Here is an 18,767-nt window from a genome sequence, read left to right as displayed (position 1 = left end):
GCGTCACAAGACGAGCGTTCGGGCATGGGGAGCACCCCCCCGCCTCCCATATTGGACCAACTGCTCCACAAAGCGCCAAGTGCCGAAGTGCTCGCACGCCGTCGACCCACAGTGACCCTGATCACTTATGGATCAATCGATCCGAAATAGCTTGACCTGCATACCAAGCCAGGAAGAGTATTTCGGCATGAACGATCCAGAATCCAGCAAGGGCGACACGGGCGCCCGTTCCCCGCTGAGCCGCGCGATGACGCTGCTGCTGGCGGTCACCTGCGGCGCGGCCGTCGCGAACATCTATTACGCGCAGCCCTTGCTGCCCGTCGTCTCCAAAGCGCTCGGCGTCTCCGAGGGGGCGGGGGGTCTGATCGTCACCTCCTCGCAGATCGGGTACGCGCTCTCGCTGGCACTGCTGGTGCCCCTGGGTGACGTACTGGAGCGGCGCCGGCTGGTGAGCGGGCTGCTCGCCCTGAGCGCCGTCGCTCTCCTCGGTGCGGCGGCCTCCCCCTCGCTGGGTGCGCTGTACGCCTCGGTCGCGCTGGTCGGGGTGACCTCCGCCGTGGCGCAGATCGTGGTGCCCATGGCCGCCTCTCTGGCCGCCGACCACGAGCGCGGCGCGGTGGTGGGCACGGTCATGAGCGGTCTGCTCATCGGCATCATGCTCGCGCGGACGGTTGCCGGGCTGCTGGCCGAATTCGGGGACTGGCGACTGGTGTTCGTCTTCGCGGCGGGCGTCATGGTGGTGCTCGCGGTCACCCTGCGCCTGGTTCTGCCTCTCGTACCGCCCACCGCGAGAACGCCCTATCCCCGGCTGCTGCACTCGGTGGTGACTCTGGTGCGCACCGAGTCGCTGCTGCGCAGGCGCATGGCTCTGGCCGCGGTCGGCATGGGCGCCTTCACGGTCCTGTGGACCGCATCGTCCTTCCTGCTGGCCGGCCCCGCCTACGGCTACGGTCCGGCGATCATCGGCCTGTTCGGGCTGGTCGGGGTCGTCGGGGCCGCCGCCGCGTCGGTGGCGGGCCGGCTGGCGGACCGCGGCCGCGGCCGCCAGGTGACGACCGGCGGGCTCATCGTGCTGACGGGCAGCTGGGGCGTGCTCGTCTTCGCCGGCCTGGGAGGCCCGCTCGGTCTGAGCGCGCTGATGGTCGGCATCGTGGCGCTCAACCTGGCACAGCAGGCACTGCTGATCAGCCACCAGAGCGTCCTGTACCGCCGCATCCCGCACGCACGCAGCCGGGTCACCACAGCACTCATGGTCTCCGCCTTCGCCGGCAGTACCGTCACGTCCGCGCTGACGGCCGCGCTGTATCCGCTCGTGGGCTGGGCAGGGGTCTCCGCGATGGGAGCGGTGATCGCGCTGATCGGCCTCGCGATCTGGTCCCTGGAACTGCTCCGCCCAAGCCCCGCGGAACCGCTCGCCGACCCGTCGGCGGACGAAGACCTCCACGCGGCCCGTGCCTCTGGCGCCCGCGCGGACCGCACCCACACCCACGCCGAGGAGACCGCTCATGCCTGAGATCCGCCGAGTGGCGATCCTGGACGACTACCAGCACACAGCGCACCGGTACGCCGCCTGGGATTCCCTGCCCGAAAGCGCCCACCTCACGTACTTCTTCGAGCACTTGGGCGGCCCCGAGGAAGTGATCGCCGCGCTGGAGCCGTTCGATGTGGTCGTAGCCATGCGCGAGCGCACCCCCTTCCCTGCCGAGGTGCTCGACAGGCTGCCGAACCTGCGCCTGCTGGTGACCACGGGCCCCGCCAACGCGGCCATCGACACGGCCGCGGCCGCGCGGCTCGGCATCGTGGTGTCCGGCACCCGCGCCGCGGGACTGACCTCGACGGCCGAACTGACATGGGGTCTCCTGCACGCCCTGACCCGCTCGCTCCCCGCCGAGGACCGCAACCTGCGCGACGGCGCTTGGCAGCGGACCGTGGGGCGTGACCTGCACGGCGCCCGCCTGGGCGTTGTCGGCCTTGGCGGCGTGGGCAGTCGCGTGGCCGAGGTCGGGGTCGCCTTCGGCATGGACGTCGTCGCCTGGAGCGCCCACCTCGATGCCGGGCACGCGAAAGCACTGGGCGTCACCCCCGTCAGCAAACGGGAACTGCTGACGACTTCGGACGTGGTGACGCTGCACGTGCGGCTCTCCCCACGCACCGTCGGCCTCATCGGTACCGACGAACTCGCCCTCATGCGGCCGGACGCGCTGCTGATCAACACCTCCCGGGCGCCCGTCGTCGACCAGGAGGCACTGCTGGCCGCGCTGCACGCCGGAACGTTGGGCGGCGCCGCCCTGGACGTCCATGTCACCGAGCCGCTGCCCACCGATTCACCATGGCGCAGCGCTCCGCGAACCGTCCTCACCCCACACCTGGGCTACGTCACCGCCGACGCCTACGAGATCTTCTACGGCGACGCGCTCGGCGACATCCTCGCCTACGCCGCCGACGAACCGATCCGCGTCCTCACGCCATGAGCGCACCACGCCCCACCCGCCCCACACACGAACAAGGAACGGGACCCACCATGACCACCAGCGAGCAGATCACCACCGCCCACCCGCAGCACGATCCCGCCGACGACTCGGGGGGCCGCCTGCCGCAGCTGTGGACGCGGACCCTGGGCGACCTCACCATCACGTACGTCCCCGACGCCGGCGTCCACATGATCCCCACCCGGGTCTACCCGAAATCCGCCGACGAGGACTGGACGGGCCATGGCCCCCACATCACGGACGCGGGTCATCTGGCCATGGGATGCGGCGCGCTGCTCGTCGAGCGTCGTGGGAAGCGCCTGCTCCTGGACGCGGGCCACGGCCGCATCTCGGGCGAGGACCCCGAACACTTCCAACACGGCTTCGATCACGTAAAGGCCCTCCCCGATCACGTGCGACGCCTGGGCGTCGACCCGGCCACGCTGGAGACGGTCGCCTTCACCCACCTGCACGACGACCACACGGGATGGGCCCGGCCGGACGCCGTCGACGACCCGCGCAGTCTGTTCCCCAACGCACGCTGGATCGTCGGGGAGGGCGAACTGCAGGGCCTGGACCCCGCCTCCGGCCCCCGGCTCGCCGGACAGAGCGAACGCACCACGGCCGTCGCCGACGGAACGGAGATCGCCGAGGGAGTACACGCCTGGGCGCTGCCCGGACACACCACCGGGCACACGGCCTGGATCCTCGACACCGGTGACGGCCGCCGGATCGTGGCCTTCGGCGACGCCATGCACTCCCCCGTCCAGATCCAGCACCCCGACTGGGAGGTCGTCCTCGACCACGACCGCGCCCAGGCCGAGCAATCACGCCGCCGACTCGTGGAATTCATGGCCCAGGACGATGTCTTCGGCTTCGGTGTCCACTTCGCCGACCAGCAACTCGGCACCGTCGACGACACCGGCCGCTGGCGCCCTTGGGAGGACTGAGGCCTAGGCGCCCGAGGTGGGCCGCACCCAGAGGCAGAACGGGTGGCCCGCCGGGTCGTGCAGGACGCGTACATCCTCCTGGGGCTGGAAGTCGGCCAGGGTCGCTCCCAGCCCCAGCGCGAACTCGGCGGCTGACGCCAGATCGTCCACCTCGATGTCCAGATGCATCATGATCTGCTGCCCGGAAGGGGCGGAAGGCCACTGGGGACGTGTGAAGAGCGGCTCTGTCTGGAACGACAGGCCGGTGCCACCGCCCGGCGGCGCGATCTCCACCCAGTCCGGTTCTTCCTTCGCCACCGGCCATCCCAGCAGGGCCTGGTAGAAACGCTCGGGCGTCCGGCGCGTCGACAGTCGTCGCGGTCAACGTGAAACGCGGTTGGGTCTTCATGGAGGACTGTTGCCCAGTTGGCTTCTGACGGCACATGCCCTCGGGCTCAGGGTCAGGCCACCGTGACGAAGCCGGGTCTGCTCTCGTCGGCGTCCGCGGTGAGTTGGGTGTGGAGTCCTGCGAGTCCCTTGGCCAGGGCGCGGCGGTCGGCCGGGGTCAGGGCGTTGATGGCGTGATGCAGGGTCTTCTCGCGCTGCTCGCGGATGCGTTGCAGGTGAACCTTGCCCTCGGGGGTCAGCCGCAGGGTGACTTCCCGTCCGCTGGCGGGAGACGGCAGCCGCTCCAGGAAGCCGATGGCTTGCAGGCGGTCGCACATGCGGGTGACGGAGGGAGGGGCCGTGGCGAGCCGTTTGCACAGAGTCCGCATGCGTATCCCCTCGTCGCGGTCGACGAGGTACATCAGGCGCAGTTGCGAGGTGGAGGCGGGGGCGGTGGTGGTGGATTCCCTGGCGTGTTCCCACATCACGTCGAGGAGTTCGACGATGTTGCTGGCGGACCGGGTGGCCTCGTGGGAGAACCGGCGTGAGGTGGACTCTGATGCTGGCATGTGCGCCCCGTCAGTGGGTCTGGCTCCCTCCCCGTACCTGGTCGGGGATGGAGTGGCGTCAGGTGGTGCGATCCGGCCCTGTGGGGCGGGCCGGTCTCGCTTCCCCGCTGGTCATCGGGGGTTCTGCCGTACTACTGCCGAGGGGGGAGTTCGCGGTGTCGGTGAGGGGCGCGGTGAGGTGGTCCAGGGTACCGGTGAGCCGCAGGAGCCGGTCCAGCTTGGCCGTGCGGTCGTCCAGATGGAGCCGGACGGCGGCGGCGCTGGTCTTGCGGTGGATCATCAGCAGGATCGAGAGACCCATGGAGTCGACGACATCGAGCCCCGCACAGTGCAGATGCAGGTCGCGCAGGCGCGGGTGTTGCGCGATCTTGGTGGTGACGGCGTGCAGGAGGTGGTCGGCGTTGTCGTAGTCGAGGTCCCCGTGCACCTCTATGCGAACGGTGCCCTCGGTGTCGACGGTGGTCAGGCGCAGGGGGGAGGGGGGCGTCGTGGTCATGCGGAGTTCCCGGCGGTGGTGCGGTGGTGGGGGGTGAGCGCGTCGATGCCGTGTTCGAGGATGCGGGTGGCTCTGGGGAAATCCTTGAGTTCGCGGGCCAGGATGGCCAGGGCCGGCGGCAGGCTGTGGGCGGGCACGCCGCGCGCGGTGAGGATCTGGGAGGTCCAGGTGATGAACCAGGTGAACAGGTCCTCGTCGCCGAGGTACAGGGCGGTGGCGAGGAATTCGACGATGTGCGCGAGGTCTTCCGCGGTGCGTTCACGCTGCTGGTCGCTGTAGGTGCGCATGGCGGGGAAGGCGTCTTCGAGGGACGTGAAGACGGTGCGGACCAGGGACGTCGTGCTGCGCGACACCAGGGTGTATTCCTGGTCGTCCAGGTGGGGCAGGTCGTCGATGGGCTGGTGATCGGGCTGCGGGCGCGGCAGCGGCTGCCGGGCGAGCCGGTCGGCCGCGGCACGGGCGTCGGGGGCCCAGGCGTCGGCGCCCAGCAGGCGGGCGTAGCGGCCGTCGGGTCCGAAGGCGGCTCCGCCGGCGAGTACGGGTACGCCGATGGCCTGGCAGGCGGTGATCGCGGCGTGCGCGGTGGGCAGCCGGGCCGCGATCGAGCTGGAGAGGGCGACCGCGTCGGCGTCGGTGCGGTGCAGATGGGCTATGAGGTGGGCGGCGGGGACCTGCGCGCCGAGGTAATCGACGTGCCAGCCGCGCAGTTTGAGCACCTCGGCCAGCAGGCGTGCGGGCAGCGCATGCCATTCGCCGTCCACACAGGCCACCGTGATCCTGCCCCGGTCCGGGGTGGTGCGCGCCGCCGGATGCACGGACAGTGCCGCCACGGCCCGCTCGTTGATGGCGGTCGCGGCGTGCTCCTGGGCCACGCTGAGGCGATTGGCGGCCCACTCCTCACCGACCTTGCCCTGCACCTGCGCGATCACATTCAGCAGCACGCTCTCCGGTGCGACGCCCTCGTCCAGAGCGCGCAGCACCACGCTGGTGGCCGCGTATTCGTCGGCCACGGCGACGGCGTCCCACAGTGCGTCGGCCAGATCCTGGACTGCTATGTCGGGCGGAGTTCGGTGTGGAGTACGGATGCTCATGCGGTGTACCTGCCCCGAGTGTGGCCGTCCACCGCACTGAGATGGTGGGTGCGGGGCGCGGAGATCACCACGACGGCCATGTCGTCGTGCCGGCCCTTGCCCACCCACTGGGAGGCGAGCATCTGGACGCGTTCCACGATGCTCTCGGACGGCATGCCCGCGCACTCGGTCAAGACGCGCTGGAGGCGCTGCTCCCCGAACTCGGCCCCGCCCATCGGTCCGCCCTTGGCTTCGGTGATCCCGTCGGTGTAGAGCACGCAGGACTCGCCGGGCGCGAGCGTGACGGCGGCGGTGTGGGCCCGGGCCTCGGGAATCGCCCCCACCAGCGTGCCGCGCGTCTCGGCCTCCTCCACCGCACCGCTGCTACGGATGATCAGCGGAGCGGGATGACCGGCGCTGGTCAGCCGCAGGCTCACCTCGTTGCCCTCCCGCATGGCAGAGGCCAGGACCAGCGTCGCGAACCGGGTGTGGTGGGAATTGACCAGAGCGGTGTTCAGCAAGCTGATCATCCGCTGGTGGTCGTCCGCCATGGGCAGCAGGGCATGCAGGGTGTTGCGGATCTTGCCGGTCAGCACGGCGGCTTCCAGCCCCTTGCCGCAGACGTCACCCAGCGCCACCAGGGACGCGTCGCCCTCGACGACGGCGGGGTGCACGTCGTAGAAGTCCCCGCCGATCCGTTCGTGGTCCTCCGACGGGCGGTAGCCGCCGGCGAAGTCCACCCCGGAGATCTGGTGCAGCGCGGGGGGAAGCAGCTCGCGCATCAGGACCTCGGTGATCGAGGTCTGCTCCGCGTACAGGCGTGCGGCCGACATGGCCGCCCCGGCGCGCGTGGCGAACAGCCGGGCGAAGACCTCCTCGCCATCGGTGAACGCCGCCGTGCTGGAGCTGCGCAGGAGGACCAGAGCGCCGGCCGCGACGCCGTGACCGGGCAGCGGGGTGATCACTATGGAGCCGACCGGCCCGAAGCCCTCGGGCACCATCCAGTCCGGTGCGACCGAGGGATCGATCCATCGTGACGGCACCGGCGGGAAGCCGCGCAGGGCCTCGCCGAGACCGGGCACGTCGTCCGGGTCCGCCGACTCCTGGGAGCGGACGGGGCTGTGGCCGTGCAGGCAGGTCATCACCGGCAGCCGCTGCCCGCGCGAGGGCGCGATGACCAGCGCGGCGTCGGCGAGGTACTCCGCGGCCAGCTCCGCCGTCACGTCCATGCAGCGCTCCAGGTTCAAGGAGGAGAGCAGCAGGTTGGACGCTTTGGCCAGGAACTCGGTCCGCTCACGCTCCATGTGCAGGGCGTCCCGCACCAGCTGGTGGTCGGTGTCGTCGACCAGCCACCACACCACGGTGCCATCGCCCTGCGCGCTGGGGTGCGCCTCGAAACTGCGGTCGCCGATCACGCCCGAGACCGGTGTGCCCGCCGTTTGAGCAGGGGGCCGGCCGGGCACCCGCAGTGCGTCATGCGCAGCGGAGAGCCACTCGGGCACCACGTCCGTGAACGCGGTTCCGGGGCGGGCCCCGGGCAGGAGCAGGGCGGCCGCCTCGTTGCGCAGCAGGACGGCGCCCTTGGCGTCAGCGACGAGGACGGGGTAGGGCGCATGGCCCAGCGGAGAGCTGAGCGTGGAACTGGCGGCGGTCTGCGCTCGGGTAGCGACCAAAAACGGAGGACTCGCTGGGCGAATCCCTCACCTCATCAACTCGTAGAAACATTGCCTTTAGGCAACCATCCCCCAAGTCGCACCCTTCTGGCAACCACCCCCCGCACCGGCGAAATACTCTGACTGTCCGACAGCACCGCTCCTGCCCAACGTCTTTCCCCGGGCTTCCCCGGCACGCTGACCGGCTGCCCCGCGGCGCCGGCTTCAGGCCTGTGCAACGTCCTTGACGAACACGATCCCGTCGCTGTCCGCCAGGTGAGCCGGGTCCAGCGGGGCATAGCCGAACCAGGGAGATACGCGCTGTGCGGGCAGCGCGTCGCCGAGAGTGGCCGCCAGCCGCGGGGCGTCGATGACGCTGCGGTCCTCCGGGAGCGCGTACAAGAGCCCTTCGACGCTGTCCGGCGACGGGGCCTCCACTCCCTGGTGCCGGATCGTGCCCAGGGCCGTGGCCACGACGGCGTACTCCTCGCCGAGTCGGGCGCTCACCAGCGCACCGGCGCCCCACCACGACAGCGGCAGCCCGCCCATGCGCATCGTGCTCTTGTTCCGCTGGAGATGACTGTTGTGGGCGTGGATGAGGGCCGGGTCCCGTTCGGCGAGGGCCAGGAGGTTGTGGGCCATCATCTGGTCGCGCAGGCCCGCCAGTCGGGTCAGTCGGGCCGGTGAGGTGTCGGCCATCCAGTGGTGGTAGCGCAGCAGGCCGGTGGCGGTGCGTGCGTACAGACACGCCCGCTCCCAGCCGTCGCGCGACGTCGCCGTGCTCAGCTGGGGCCGCTGTGCTTCGAGCAGCGCCGCCAGTTCGTCGGCGAGCAGCCGCAGCCGAGCGGCCTCGTCCGACTGCCCCACGGACTGGGCCGGATCCATCATCGCGGCGGGGTCGGTCCACCGGTCGTCGGTGCCGAGCAGGCCGTCGAGTGTCTGCGCGGTGCAGGCGAGCAGGTCCGCGTCCACCCGGTCGGCGAGGTAGGCGTGGAGGGCGGTGAGGGCCTGCCGCGGGCTCGCCGCACCGGTCATCTCCAGCGGGCCGTCGAAACCGGCGAAGCGGACCTGCTCGGAGGCGGGCCGCCCCTGGTTGTGGGCCCGTATCCAGCGCACGAGCTCGCGGTTGGCCGCGGAGGCGCCCCAGCCGTGGCTGAAGCCGTGCTCCATGGCCTCGTCGAGAGTGCCCGTACCCGAGGTGACGTAGTCGTCCACGACCAGGCCCATCATGCAGTCGCTCTCGATCGCGATCGCCCGGTAGCCCTCCTGCTCCACGAGTTGCCGGAAGAGGTCGTTGCGCAGCTCGAGCAGAGCGTCCTCGCCGTGAGTGGGCTCGCCCAGCGCGAGCAGCCTGGGTCGGGCCGCAAGCAGCCTCATGACGGCGGCAGCCTCGACGGCGTGGACGGTGTCCTGGATGTCAGTAGCCATGCCTTAAACGGTATCGTTGAACCCTCGGTTGAAACTTCTCCGCGATATCGGCAGGGGCATGGGACGAAACCTTCAAAACGGTGGGCGACTCCGGCCGATCGACCTGGCGCGCGGACACGGCCTGTCCACGCAGGCGGTCAGGAACTACGAGGAGGCCGGCATCCTTCCGGCCGCCGAGCGCACACCCCACGGCTACCGCACCTATACCGCGCTGCACGCCGGGGCCCTGCGCGCGTTCCTTGCCCTGGTTCCCGGCCACGGCCACGCGACGGCGACGGCGATCATGCGGGCCGTGAACCAGGGCGCGGCCGACGAGGCGTTCCACCGCATCGACGAGAGTCACGCCCAGCTCCTCGACGACCGGCGGACCCTCCAGGCCGTGGAGAAGGCCCTGCGCGATCTGGAGCCCGCCCCGGCGCCCGGGCCCGGTGCGGGACCGGAGCCGGCCGCGGTGTCCGGGCCGCCCGGCTCCACGTTCATCGGGCCGCTGGCCCAGCAGCTCGGCATCCGGCCCGCGACGCTGCGCAAATGGGAGCGCGCCGGTCTGGTGCGCCCGCGCCGCGATCCGCGGACCGGATACCGCGTCTACGACGAGGCCGACGTACGAGACGCCCGGCTGGCCCACCAACTCCGGCGGGGCGGCCACCTGCTGGAGCAGATCGCCCCGCTGATCGCCCAGGTACGGGCGGCCGGCGGGCTGGAGCCGCTGGAGGCGGCACTGCGCGACTGGCACGGCCGGCTGTCCGCCCGCGGACGGGCGATGCTGGCCGGGGCCGCGCAGTTGGAGGCGTACCTGCACGAGCACGGCTGAGCCGGTGTCCGTCAGCCGTCGGCGCGGCTCCGGGGGCCGGGCCGCTGCTCGCGCGCCCGAGGGGCGCGTCGGTCGAGCAGCTCGCCCCTAAGCGACCGTGAGCACGATCTTGCCCTGGATGTGCCCTCGGGCAGCGCGTTCGTGCGCGGCCCGGGCATCCGCGAGCGCGAACGTGCTGTCGATCGCGACGCGAACCGTGCCCGCGTCGAGCAGGCTTCCCAGTTCGGCGAGTTGCGCGCCGTTCGAGCGGACCTGGGTGGCCGTGACGGTGACGCCCAGCTTCGCGGTCTCTTCGTCGTCGAACTCGCCGAAGAACACGGGGAACTGGGAGCCGCCACGCTTGAGCGTGCGCAGGAAGCGCCTGCTGTAGGGGCCGCCGACGGCGTCGAGAACGAGGTCGACGCCGTGCACGAGTTCCTCGGGGCGCCTCTTGGTGTAGTCGATGAACTGGTCGGCGCCGAGCTCGCGCAGGAACGATTCATGGGCGCCCGATGCCACCGCGATGACCCGTGCACCCTTCCATTTCGCCAGCTGGAGCGCCAAGTGCCCCACGCCGCCCGCGGCGCCGTTGATGAGCACCGTCGTGTCGGTGTCGAGTGGCACCGGGCGGTGCTTCGCCGCCTGGAAGGGCGACGGGTGATCGTGTCCGAGCTCGATCAGGAACTGCCATGCGGTGAGCCCGGCCATGGGCGCCCCGGCGGCGTGCACGTGATCGATACCGGGCGGCTTGAGTGCGAGGTCCGACGCGGGCGCGGCCACGTACTCGGCATAGGTGCTGCCGTCGAAGCTGGGGAAGCGAAGGAGGCCGAAGACCTCGTCACCGACGGCGAGACCGTCCACGTCCGCGGCGACGGCCTCGACGACACCCGACAGGTCGGTCCCCGGAATCACGGGCAGGCTGAACTTCGGCCTCGTCTCCTCAGGCAGATTGGACATCCCGTCGCGCAGGTACCAGTCGGGAGGATTGATGCCGGCCGCGTGGACGCGAACGAGCACCTCGCCCGGCCCCGGCTCGGGAATCGGCACCTCGTCGTAGCGCAGCACCTCTGGGCCGCCGTGCTCGTGGAGCCGGATCGCCCTCATCGTGTGTGTCGGCATCGTCTTCTCCTGCCCGCGCTGCGGGATAGGCTTATTCGGATCAGCGATCCACATAAGTGGACCACTGATCCGAATATATGGACCACTGATCCGGATAGTCAAGCAAGAGGGACAGATGCGGGCCGACGCCAGGAAGAACCGCGACCACCTGCTCGCAGTAGCGGGCACCGCCATCACCGAGCAGGACGTCGACGTGTCGCTGCGCGACATCGCGCGCAGGGCCGATGTCGGGCTCGCGACCCTGCTGCGGCACTTCCCCACGCGCGAGGCCCTGCTCGAGGCCCTGCTCCGCACGAGCTTCGACGAACTGACGGCCAAGGCAGCCGAACTCGAGACGTCGAACTCGCCCGAAGACGCTCTCGCTTCATGGCTGCGCGACTGCGTCGCGTGGACGACCGAGTACCGGGGCGTGACCGTGCTGATGGCAGCCGCCATCGAGGACACCGAATCAGCGCTCCACGCCTCGTGCGTCACCCTGCGCGCGGCCGGAGCGCGTCTCCTCACCCGCGCCCAGGCCGCGGGCACGGCGCGGACCGACATCGACGGCACCGATCTGTTCGCGCTGATCGCGGCGCTCGCCTGGCTCGGCGATCAGCCTTCGCTCGCGTCCCGCGCCGATCGCCTCTTCGCGGTTGTCGCGAGCGCGATTCTGACGTCCGCAGAGGCGCCACCACCGGCACAGTGATCTGCCCGGCCGGACAGCAGGGGGCGATGTGCGTCAGTTGGTGCCGGCGACCCACACGCGCACGGGGACCAGATCTCACCTGGACCGGGAACGCGGGATCTACGGCGCTGCCACCCGGGTGAGCACCAGGGACGGCGGCTTGTCCGGCGTGCGGAACTCCACCGTCTCCCGGCCGCCCGGGTAGAGCTGGATGCCGCCGATCTTGCCGAGTCCGCCGTCGTCGACCGTCAGGTAGACGAAGTCGCTGGACGCGTCGTTGTCGACGAACTCCCAGCGGCCGCTGAAGTCGGCGGGGCCGGGGAGCACGCCGGTCGACACATCAGTGGCGGAGAACGCCCCGTCGGACTCCAGCTGGATCTCGCCGCCGGTCGCGTCGTTGCGGTACACGCCGGGCAGTTCGTCGGCGTCGACCGAGTCCGTACACCCTGAGGCGAGTACCGCACAAGCGGTCAGGGCGGCGACAAGCCACTGCCCGCCCTTCCCCCTGATCATCACGGACTCAGCATATCGGCGTCGCGAACAGCCGGATCGTCGCTCTGGTCACGCCCCACCAGGCGGAACCAGGCCGGGCCGACCAGCCTCTCCTCCCCGTCAGGTCCCCGTCAGGTCCTCGTCAGGCCGTACTGAGCGGATGCGCCGCCGTGGCCGAGCGCGGGGGCCAGGCGCGGGGGGCGAGGATGCCCAGGACGTAGGCGCGGGCGACGAGGGCGGGGCGGGTGGCGGCGCCCAGGATGTCCCGCAGGCGGCTGAGGTGGTAGTCGACCGTCTGCCGGGACAGCTTCAGCGAGGCGGCGATATCACTGTTGCTGCTGCCCTCCGCCAGGAGGGACAGGATGCGGATCTGGGCGGCGGTCAGCGAGGGGTGGGCCTCGTGGGCCAGGCTCTGATGGGTGACGACGGCCCAGACGTGCCGGGCGCGGGCGGCGGTATGGCCGACCGTGGTGAGGTGGAGCTGCGCGCGGCGCTGGCGCCCCTGGGCGTCGACGAGCACGGCGGAGGTCTCCACCCGTCTGGTGCGGCGGGCTATCAGGCCGTTCCATCCGCGGCGCAGCCGGTCGAGCTCGGGAGTGGGGGCGAGCAGGGTGTGCGCGCGGCGGCCGACCAGGTGGGGCAGGCTGAGCTGGACCAGCTCGGCCGCCGCCGCGCTCGCCTCGAGCACGCGCCCGTTGGCCGAGAGCAGTGCGCAGGGCACGCCGCTGTGGTCGCGCAGCGCCTGGAGGTTCTCCTCGGCTTCCCGCCGTTGGACCATGGCGCGGAGGTGGTCGGTGATGTCCACGTAGATCCCGGCGACGCAGGTCTGCGCGTTCTCCCGTACGGGGAAGCGGTGGCCCACCGCCTGGCCGACGCTGCCGTCCGGGCGGCGGTAGCCGAGGGTGTGGCGTACGGGCGTGCCCCGGGTGAGGATCTCCTGGTCGAGGGCGCGGAACTGGACGGCCTCGGCGGGGGCGTCGAAGTCCTCGATGCACTTGCCGGCGAGCTGTTGGGGCGTGGTGCCGTAGAGGTGGGCGTAGGCGTGGTTGGCCCACAGGTAGCGTCCGTGCCGGTCCCGGATGAAGGCGGCGGCCGGGGCCAGGTCGACGAGGTCCGCGAAGGCGGCGTACCGGCGCGGGGCGGTGGGGTGGGCGTCGACCTCCACCGCGAGGCCGCGCGTACGGCTGGGGGCGTGGTTCTCGTCCAGTGACGAGCTCACGTCGAAGGTGCGGCCGTCGAACCGGGCCTGCCAGCAGCCCTGCTGCGGTGGGTGCCCCGGGGCCGAGAGTTCCTGGTGCATCCGCTCCAGGAAGCGCTGCGCCGTGCCGGTGTCGGCGAAGGCGCCGCCTCCCCTCTCCAGCACCTGCCACGGCTGATCGACCTCCCACCAGAACACGGGAAGGTTCTCGAGCAGCGCCTTGAGGTTGGCATCGTCCACAGCGGTCTCTCCGTCCGTATACGGCTGGTTGACGCACAGTCACCACGCGATGCGTATCCCGTCCCGGTCGCGCACATGCTCGGTTCTCGGCCGAAGTGGCGGGCCGCCCGAGTGCGACGGCGCGACCGCGCGTCGGCCCGTGATCCCTCGCGCACCCCGCGGGCGGCCCAACGCGTGCTGGTACTCAGGCATTTGCCTGAGTCCACGGAGTCCCCCGTGGCGCCGCGGGCGCCTGTCGCCTGGTCTCCTTGAGTGTGCGGGTGAACACGCCCCGCGATGGACACGGGGTGATCTCCCCCGCGCTCTACGCGCGTCACCGACCCGTACGACGAGACGCACCAACCGGACGAATGGAGACGAACTTCAGTGAGCAAGGTGCTGTTAGTGCATGCCAAGGGTGGTCCGCCGCTCGGTCACGTCCTGTCCCGGACGGCCGCCAGGGCGGAAGTGCACCTGCTGGCGCTCAGCGCTCTTCCTCCCTCCGTGGCAGGCGCCGCCCACAGCCTGTGCGCCACGGTGGTGACACCGACCGATGCGCAGCGCTCCGACCTGGTGTCCCTGATCGTCTCGCAGGCCAGGGCCGTGGGCGCGGACGCGGTGCTCACCTTCTCCGAGTACGCGGTCGTGGCCGTCGCCGAGGCCTGCGAGGCGCTCGGCCTGGCCGGGGCCGGCAGCGCCGCCGCGCTCGCCCGCGACAAGCGTCTGATGCGGCGCACCTGGCAGCGACACGCCCTGCCGCAGCCCGCGTTCCGCCCCGTCGCCACGGAGGCGGACCTGCACGCGGCGGCCGATGCCCTGCCCTTCCCGCTGCTCCTCAAGGCGGCCTGGAGCGCGGGGTCCACCGCGCACCAGATCATCCGCTCCCCCCACGAGGTGTCCGGCGCCTGGCACCGCTCGCGGGAAGTGATGGCCGAATCGGCCCAGTTGGGGTACGCGGAGCTGCATGTCGCCGAGGCCGACACGGACTTCGTCGTCGAGCAGATCGTGACCGGCACCGCCGCGGACTGGTTCGACGAACCCGGCTGGGGCGATTACGTCAGCGTCGAGGGCGTCGTGGCGGACGGCGTCTTCCACCCGGTGTGCCTCAGCGGCCGGATGCCCACCGTCGAGCCGTTCACCGAACGCGCGGGCATCACCCCCGCCCTGCTGCCCCCGGACGCCCAGGACCGGATCGTGGCCCTGGCCCGGGAGGCCGTCGACGCCCTCGGCCTGCGCGACTGCGGCATCCACACCGAGATCAAGCTCGGCGCGGACGGCAGCATGTGGCTGATCGAGACGGCCGCCCGTTTCGGCGGCGCGATGACGGTGCCGCAGATCGAGGAGGTCTTCGGGCTGGACCTGGTCGGCATGCTCGTCGACCACCTCCTCGGCCACCGTGTCGCGTGGCCCGAGCAGGCCCTCACGCCGGAACAGGCACGCGGCGCGGCGGGCTCCCTGGTCGTCCTCGCGGTCGACGGACAGGGGAAGGCCTGGCCGGGCCGCAAGGTCTGGGACTTCTCCGCGGTCACCGCGGACGTGGCACTGAGCGGGGGCAGCGAGCTGTCGGTGGTCGCGGAGAGTTCGCTCGCCGACGGCGACGTCGTGCCGGTCTACGACCCTGCGGCGGGCGCCAACACCATGGCGGCCCTGTGCCTGCTCTCCGCCACCGACCCGGCCACCGTGCTGCGCGACTTCGAGACCTTGGTGGACGCCCTGCCCCGCGTCCTGCCCGCCGCACAGCCCGCGCAGGTGTCCCGATGACCGCCCAGCTGTTCAGCGGCGCCGCCGAACCGGTCGCGGACCGCACGGTCGTCGGCGAGAACCTCTCCCTGCCGCTCTTCCGTACGCTCTCGGGCGTCCTGGCCGGTCACCCCTACCTCAAGGTCGTCGTCGACCGTGCCGAGAACACCTGGCACCTCCTCGACACGGCCGCACACCCCTTCCACGTCAACTACATCGCCACCCGCATCCTGGGCATGGACCTGGCCGCGCTGGACGCGGAGTTGGACGCGTTCAACACCTCCGTCTACATGGACCGCGGGCGCCGCTTCCTGCTCGGCGTGCTGTCCCTGCACACCGAGCAGGACGCGGAGGGCCCCGAGCGCACCTTCCTCGTCCTGGAGACGACCGAAGCCGACACCATGCACGGCGAACTGCTCTGCCTCTTCTACGAGTTCGTCCGGGTCCGGGTCGACGGCAGGCTGCCGGTCCTGCTCAAGCCCGCCAACCACGGGCAGGAGGAGGCGCTGACGGCGATCAGCGAACTGCGCGTGCCGCGCATCCTGAGCCATGAGCTCTTCGGCTCCAGGACCCGCACGCCGCTGAACGTCGGCGAGGCCACCGGGCGACTGCGCTACTTCCGTACGCCCGAGCAGTACGCGGCGGCGGAGGACCTGCTCGGCTGGGCGGACATCGTGGCCATGCCATGCCTGCCCGACGACGTGCCCCGGGTGGCCGGTTTCCTCAACACCGCGCCGATCACCCCGCTGTCGCACACCAATGTCCTGGCCTCCGGCTGGGGCATACCCAACGCGATCGTGCGCGACCTGGACCACCTCGTCGAGCGGGACGGCCTGGACGAGGCGTGGGTGCGCTACCGCGTGCGCGAGGACGAGATCTCCCTGGAGCGGCTGGACCACGAGCCGGACCTGCAGGCCCCGGCCTGGCACCAGCAACGCATCCGCCTCGAACCGCCCCTGCTCGACGACACCCCGGTCCTGTCCCTGCACCGGCTGCGCAGTAGCGACCGGGACCGGTACGGCACCAAGGCGGCCAACCTCGGCGAGCTGCACCACGTACTCGACAGCAGGACGGCCGATCTCACCGCCTTCTACGGCCGGCCCCGCCCGCCGCGCCAGGACCTCCACGGGCACCTCGCGGCCCGGCTGGGCCTGCACGCGCCCTCCACGGCCGAACTGCGCGCCGGTGCCGCCGACTTCGTGGCCCGGACGGTCGGCGCGCCGGACGGCGTCGCGCTGCCCTTCGCGCTCCAGCAGCGTTTCCTCGCCTCCTCCCCCGCCCTCCAACAGGGCATCGGCAAGCTCAAGATGGCGCTCGAACTCGATGCCACCGACGTCCTGGACGCGCTGTGCCTGCAACTTCAGCACCTGATCCGGCACACGCCCCTCCCCGAGACGGTCGCCCGACAGATCAGCCAGGCTTTTCCCGCCAGCGAAGGCGCGCGTCCGCGTCTGGTGGTGCGCTCCTCGTCCAACGCCGAGGACCTTCCGGGCTTCTCCGCGGCGGGCGTCTACGACTCCGTCACCACCGTGCACGGCACCGGCGAACTCCTGGACGCCGTACGGCAGGTGTGGGCCTCCCTGGTGTCGCCCCGCAGCGTGCGCCTGCGCCACCAGGTGGGCATCTCCCTGGACGACACCTACATGGGCGTGATCATCCAGAAGTACGTGCCCGCCTCCCTCGGCGGTGTCCTGGTGACGTGCAACCCCACCCGCCGCGAGGACTTCCGCAACGTCTACCTCAACTGCTCCCCCGGCTCCCCCGAGCAGGTGGTCGACGGCTCGGTCCTGCCGCAGCAGTACCTCTACAACACGGTGGAGGGCGGCGGCCGCACCGTCGCCCTGGGCTCCTGGGGCGACGCGCTGTCCGCCGCCACCCGCGCCCGGCTCGCCGACCTGTCCCTGACCGGGCGGCTGTTGCAGTCCCACTTCAGCGGGCCGGACCTCGGTGGTGGTGAGGTGGACAAGCCGCTGGACATCGAGTGGCTGATGACCGAGCGGGGCGACTTCCGCCTGGTCCAGATCCGCCCGTACGCGCTGTGAGCCCGCGACCTGGGCGGGCGCGTCCCGGCAAGGAGGGGGGCGGCGGCCTGACGGACACAGCCCGCCGCATCATCCGGCTCAACTACGGCTTCCAGCTGCTCTTCAACCTGCTGTGGTGGATGCCGGTGTTCTACGCCTACCAGAAGGCCGCCGGCCTGACGGACGCGCAGATCTTCGGCATCCAGAGCATCTACTACGTGGCCTTCTGCCTGTTCGAGATCCCGACCGGGCTGATCGCCGACCGGATCGGCACCCGCAACTGCCTGCGGGCCGGGGCGGTGGTCATGACGGCGGCGAACCTGGCACCGGTGATCAGCGCCTCGTACACCGGATTCCTCGTCCACTTCCTGGCCATCGCCGCGGGCCGTTCGCTCACCTCAGGCGCGGCGAGCGCCTATCTGTACGACGGACTGCGGGCCGAGAACTGCGACGAGCACTACCTCAAGGCCGAAGGCACCGCGCGGGCCCTGGGCCTTGCCGCGAAAGTCGTGTGCTGGCCGCTGGTCGGCCCGTTGATGGCCCTCGCCCACGGGGCGCCGTACGTCCTCAGCGCCGCCAGCGCGGCGGGCTCCCTCGCCTGCGCCATCGCCCTGCCCCGGCTCGCGGGGCCGGGCCGCGGCGCGGAAAAGGCCGCGGCAGGGCGCAGGGGCGGCGCTTTCCTGCGGGACGCGGGCTCCGCGCTGCGCTGCGTCGCCTCCTCACGGTGGCTGGCGCTGGTGATGGTGCAGGGCGTCGCCGTCTTCACGCTCTCGCGGATCTGCCAGGTCAACCTCTTCCAGCCGATCCTGCTGGACCACGGCATCGCGGAGGCCTCGCACGGCGGCGTGCTTGCCGCGATGACGGTGGCGGAGGCGGTGGCCTCGGCCCGCCCCCAGTGGCTGAGCCGCCGTCTGCCACCGGTGGCCTGGGTCTCGATCCTCAGCCTCGCGCTCGCGGGCACGTTGGCGGCCATGACGCTCGGCGGGCCGTGGGCCGTGGTCGCGCTGCTCTGCCTGTTCGCCGCCGCGACCGGCTTCGCGTACCCCATCCAACGCAAGCTGGTGAACGACGCGGTGCCCGCGCACGCCCCGCGCGCCACGCTGCTGTCGATCGAGAGCATCGTGGACCGCGCGGTGTGCGCCCTGGCCGCGGTCGCCGCGGGCGCCTACCTCTCCGCCGGACACCTGGACGCCCTGCTGTGGCACAGCGCGCTCGCGACGGCGGTACTGCTCGGAGCCTTCCAACTGCTGCTGCGCAGCGGGGTGGTGAAGCGGGGCCAGGAGCCGCCGGTACCAACGGAGCTCCCGGCCGAGACCGGGGTGCCCGACACAACTGCCGTGGATGACGCAGCCGACGCGAACCGGCTGGCCGGAGGCGGGCGCGGCAGACCGCGGTCGGACATGTAGCCGCGGCGTGGATGCCTGCCCCGCTGACGTAAGCGCCCTGGGGGAACGTGTGTCAGCGGGGCAGGGTCATCATGACCCTGTCGGGGCTTACGCGGCCCCGTTTGGAGCGCCGGTAGGAA

Annotated in this window: 17 protein-coding genes; 8 read left to right on the top strand and 9 right to left on the bottom strand. The window is 71.3% G+C overall.

Annotated elements, in window-relative coordinates:
- Window positions 1-187 precede the first annotated feature (187 nt).
- The 3 genes from ACZ6ZP_RS40245 to ACZ6ZP_RS40235 are packed head-to-tail and all read left to right on the top strand — an operon-like array spanning window position 188 to window position 3,418.
- Complete coding sequence (locus ACZ6ZP_RS40245; protein ID WP_351168136.1) at window positions 188-1,513, top strand: MFS transporter; 1,326 nt, start codon at window positions 188-190, stop codon at window positions 1,511-1,513.
- The gene (locus ACZ6ZP_RS40240; RefSeq protein WP_469410369.1) at window positions 1,506-2,471 is read left to right on the top strand and encodes a D-2-hydroxyacid dehydrogenase family protein; all 966 of its coding nucleotides are present in this window, start codon (window positions 1,506-1,508) and stop codon (window positions 2,469-2,471) included. The genes ACZ6ZP_RS40245 and ACZ6ZP_RS40240 overlap by 8 nt, the downstream gene beginning before the upstream one ends.
- Before the next feature lie 50 nt (window positions 2,472-2,521).
- Window positions 2,522-3,418, top strand: a complete 897-nt coding sequence (locus tag ACZ6ZP_RS40235; protein ID WP_469410368.1) for an MBL fold metallo-hydrolase — start codon at window positions 2,522-2,524, stop codon at window positions 3,416-3,418.
- A 3-nt stretch (window positions 3,419-3,421) separates the two neighbouring features.
- Here ACZ6ZP_RS40235 and ACZ6ZP_RS40230 read toward each other — a convergent pair whose 3' ends face one another.
- The 6 genes from ACZ6ZP_RS40230 to ACZ6ZP_RS40205 form a co-directional block, all read right to left on the bottom strand.
- Window positions 3,422-3,715, bottom strand: a complete 294-nt coding sequence (locus tag ACZ6ZP_RS40230; RefSeq protein ID WP_351168142.1) for a VOC family protein — start codon at window positions 3,713-3,715, stop codon at window positions 3,422-3,424.
- A 143-nt stretch (window positions 3,716-3,858) separates the two neighbouring features.
- Entirely contained in the window at window positions 3,859-4,353 is a 495-nt protein-coding gene (locus ACZ6ZP_RS40225) for a MarR family winged helix-turn-helix transcriptional regulator (protein ID WP_361471289.1), read from the bottom strand.
- A 58-nt stretch (window positions 4,354-4,411) separates the two neighbouring features.
- On the bottom strand, window positions 4,412-4,849 hold the full coding sequence (locus ACZ6ZP_RS40220) for an STAS domain-containing protein (protein WP_351168146.1): 438 nt from the start codon (window positions 4,847-4,849) through the stop codon (window positions 4,412-4,414).
- Window positions 4,846-5,940 carry a cobalamin B12-binding domain-containing protein gene (locus ACZ6ZP_RS40215; RefSeq protein ID WP_351168148.1) on the bottom strand — a complete coding sequence of 365 codons (1,095 nt, stop codon included), beginning with the start codon at window positions 5,938-5,940 and terminating at the stop codon, window positions 4,846-4,848. Before ACZ6ZP_RS40215 ends, ACZ6ZP_RS40220 begins: the two co-directional genes overlap by 4 nt.
- Window positions 5,937-7,541: a PP2C family protein-serine/threonine phosphatase gene (locus ACZ6ZP_RS40210; RefSeq protein WP_351168281.1), complete on the bottom strand. Its 1,605-nt coding sequence runs from the start codon at window positions 7,539-7,541 to the stop codon at window positions 5,937-5,939. The genes ACZ6ZP_RS40215 and ACZ6ZP_RS40210 overlap by 4 nt, the downstream gene beginning before the upstream one ends.
- A 255-nt stretch (window positions 7,542-7,796) precedes the next feature.
- Window positions 7,797-8,999 carry an erythromycin esterase family protein gene (locus ACZ6ZP_RS40205; protein WP_469410367.1) on the bottom strand — a complete coding sequence of 401 codons (1,203 nt, stop codon included), beginning with the start codon at window positions 8,997-8,999 and terminating at the stop codon, window positions 7,797-7,799.
- A gap of 58 nt (window positions 9,000-9,057) precedes the next feature.
- On the opposite strand from ACZ6ZP_RS40205, the gene ACZ6ZP_RS40200 reads away from it, so the two are divergent.
- Window positions 9,058-9,810 carry a TioE family transcriptional regulator gene (locus ACZ6ZP_RS40200; RefSeq protein ID WP_469410366.1) on the top strand — a complete coding sequence of 251 codons (753 nt, stop codon included), beginning with the start codon at window positions 9,058-9,060 and terminating at the stop codon, window positions 9,808-9,810.
- A gap of 87 nt (window positions 9,811-9,897) precedes the next feature.
- Here the strand turns inward: ACZ6ZP_RS40200 and ACZ6ZP_RS40195 are convergent, their stop codons facing one another.
- On the bottom strand, window positions 9,898-10,908 hold the full coding sequence (locus tag ACZ6ZP_RS40195; RefSeq protein WP_469410365.1) for an NADP-dependent oxidoreductase: 1,011 nt from the start codon (window positions 10,906-10,908) through the stop codon (window positions 9,898-9,900).
- Between the two features lie 115 nt (window positions 10,909-11,023).
- On the opposite strand from ACZ6ZP_RS40195, the gene ACZ6ZP_RS40190 reads away from it, so the two are divergent.
- The gene (locus ACZ6ZP_RS40190; protein WP_351168156.1) at window positions 11,024-11,593 is read left to right on the top strand and encodes a TetR/AcrR family transcriptional regulator; all 570 of its coding nucleotides are present in this window, start codon (window positions 11,024-11,026) and stop codon (window positions 11,591-11,593) included.
- Window positions 11,594-11,692: 99 nt separating this feature from the next.
- Here the strand turns inward: ACZ6ZP_RS40190 and ACZ6ZP_RS40185 are convergent, their stop codons facing one another.
- Both ACZ6ZP_RS40185 and ACZ6ZP_RS40180 read right to left on the bottom strand, forming a co-directional pair.
- Complete coding sequence (locus tag ACZ6ZP_RS40185; protein WP_351168283.1) at window positions 11,693-12,085, bottom strand: hypothetical protein; 393 nt, start codon at window positions 12,083-12,085, stop codon at window positions 11,693-11,695.
- 121 nt (window positions 12,086-12,206) lie between these two features.
- Window positions 12,207-13,502 carry a PAS domain S-box protein gene (locus tag ACZ6ZP_RS40180; protein WP_366463091.1) on the bottom strand — a complete coding sequence of 432 codons (1,296 nt, stop codon included), beginning with the start codon at window positions 13,500-13,502 and terminating at the stop codon, window positions 12,207-12,209.
- A 384-nt stretch (window positions 13,503-13,886) separates the two neighbouring features.
- Between ACZ6ZP_RS40180 and ACZ6ZP_RS40175 the strand changes: the two genes are divergently transcribed.
- Genes ACZ6ZP_RS40175 through ACZ6ZP_RS40165 form a run of 3 tightly spaced genes read left to right on the top strand, consistent with a single transcriptional unit; the run spans window position 13,887 to window position 18,648 of the window.
- Window positions 13,887-15,242, top strand: coding sequence for an ATP-grasp domain-containing protein (locus ACZ6ZP_RS40175; RefSeq protein ID WP_454429281.1), 1,356 nt, complete (start codon window positions 13,887-13,889; stop codon window positions 15,240-15,242).
- On the top strand, window positions 15,239-17,263 hold the full coding sequence (locus tag ACZ6ZP_RS40170; RefSeq protein WP_469410364.1) for a PEP/pyruvate-binding domain-containing protein: 2,025 nt from the start codon (window positions 15,239-15,241) through the stop codon (window positions 17,261-17,263). Before ACZ6ZP_RS40175 ends, ACZ6ZP_RS40170 begins: the two co-directional genes overlap by 4 nt.
- A complete protein-coding gene (locus ACZ6ZP_RS40165) occupies window positions 17,260-18,648 on the top strand; it encodes an MFS transporter (protein ID WP_399978463.1) in 1,389 nt (462 codons plus the stop codon). The genes ACZ6ZP_RS40170 and ACZ6ZP_RS40165 overlap by 4 nt, the downstream gene beginning before the upstream one ends.
- The last annotated feature ends 119 nt before the right edge of the window (window positions 18,649-18,767 follow it).

Source organism: Streptomyces sp. NPDC054047, from assembly GCF_055585065.1.
Note: the sequence above shows the minus strand (reverse complement) of the source record. Positions and strands in the feature narration are given on the sequence as shown.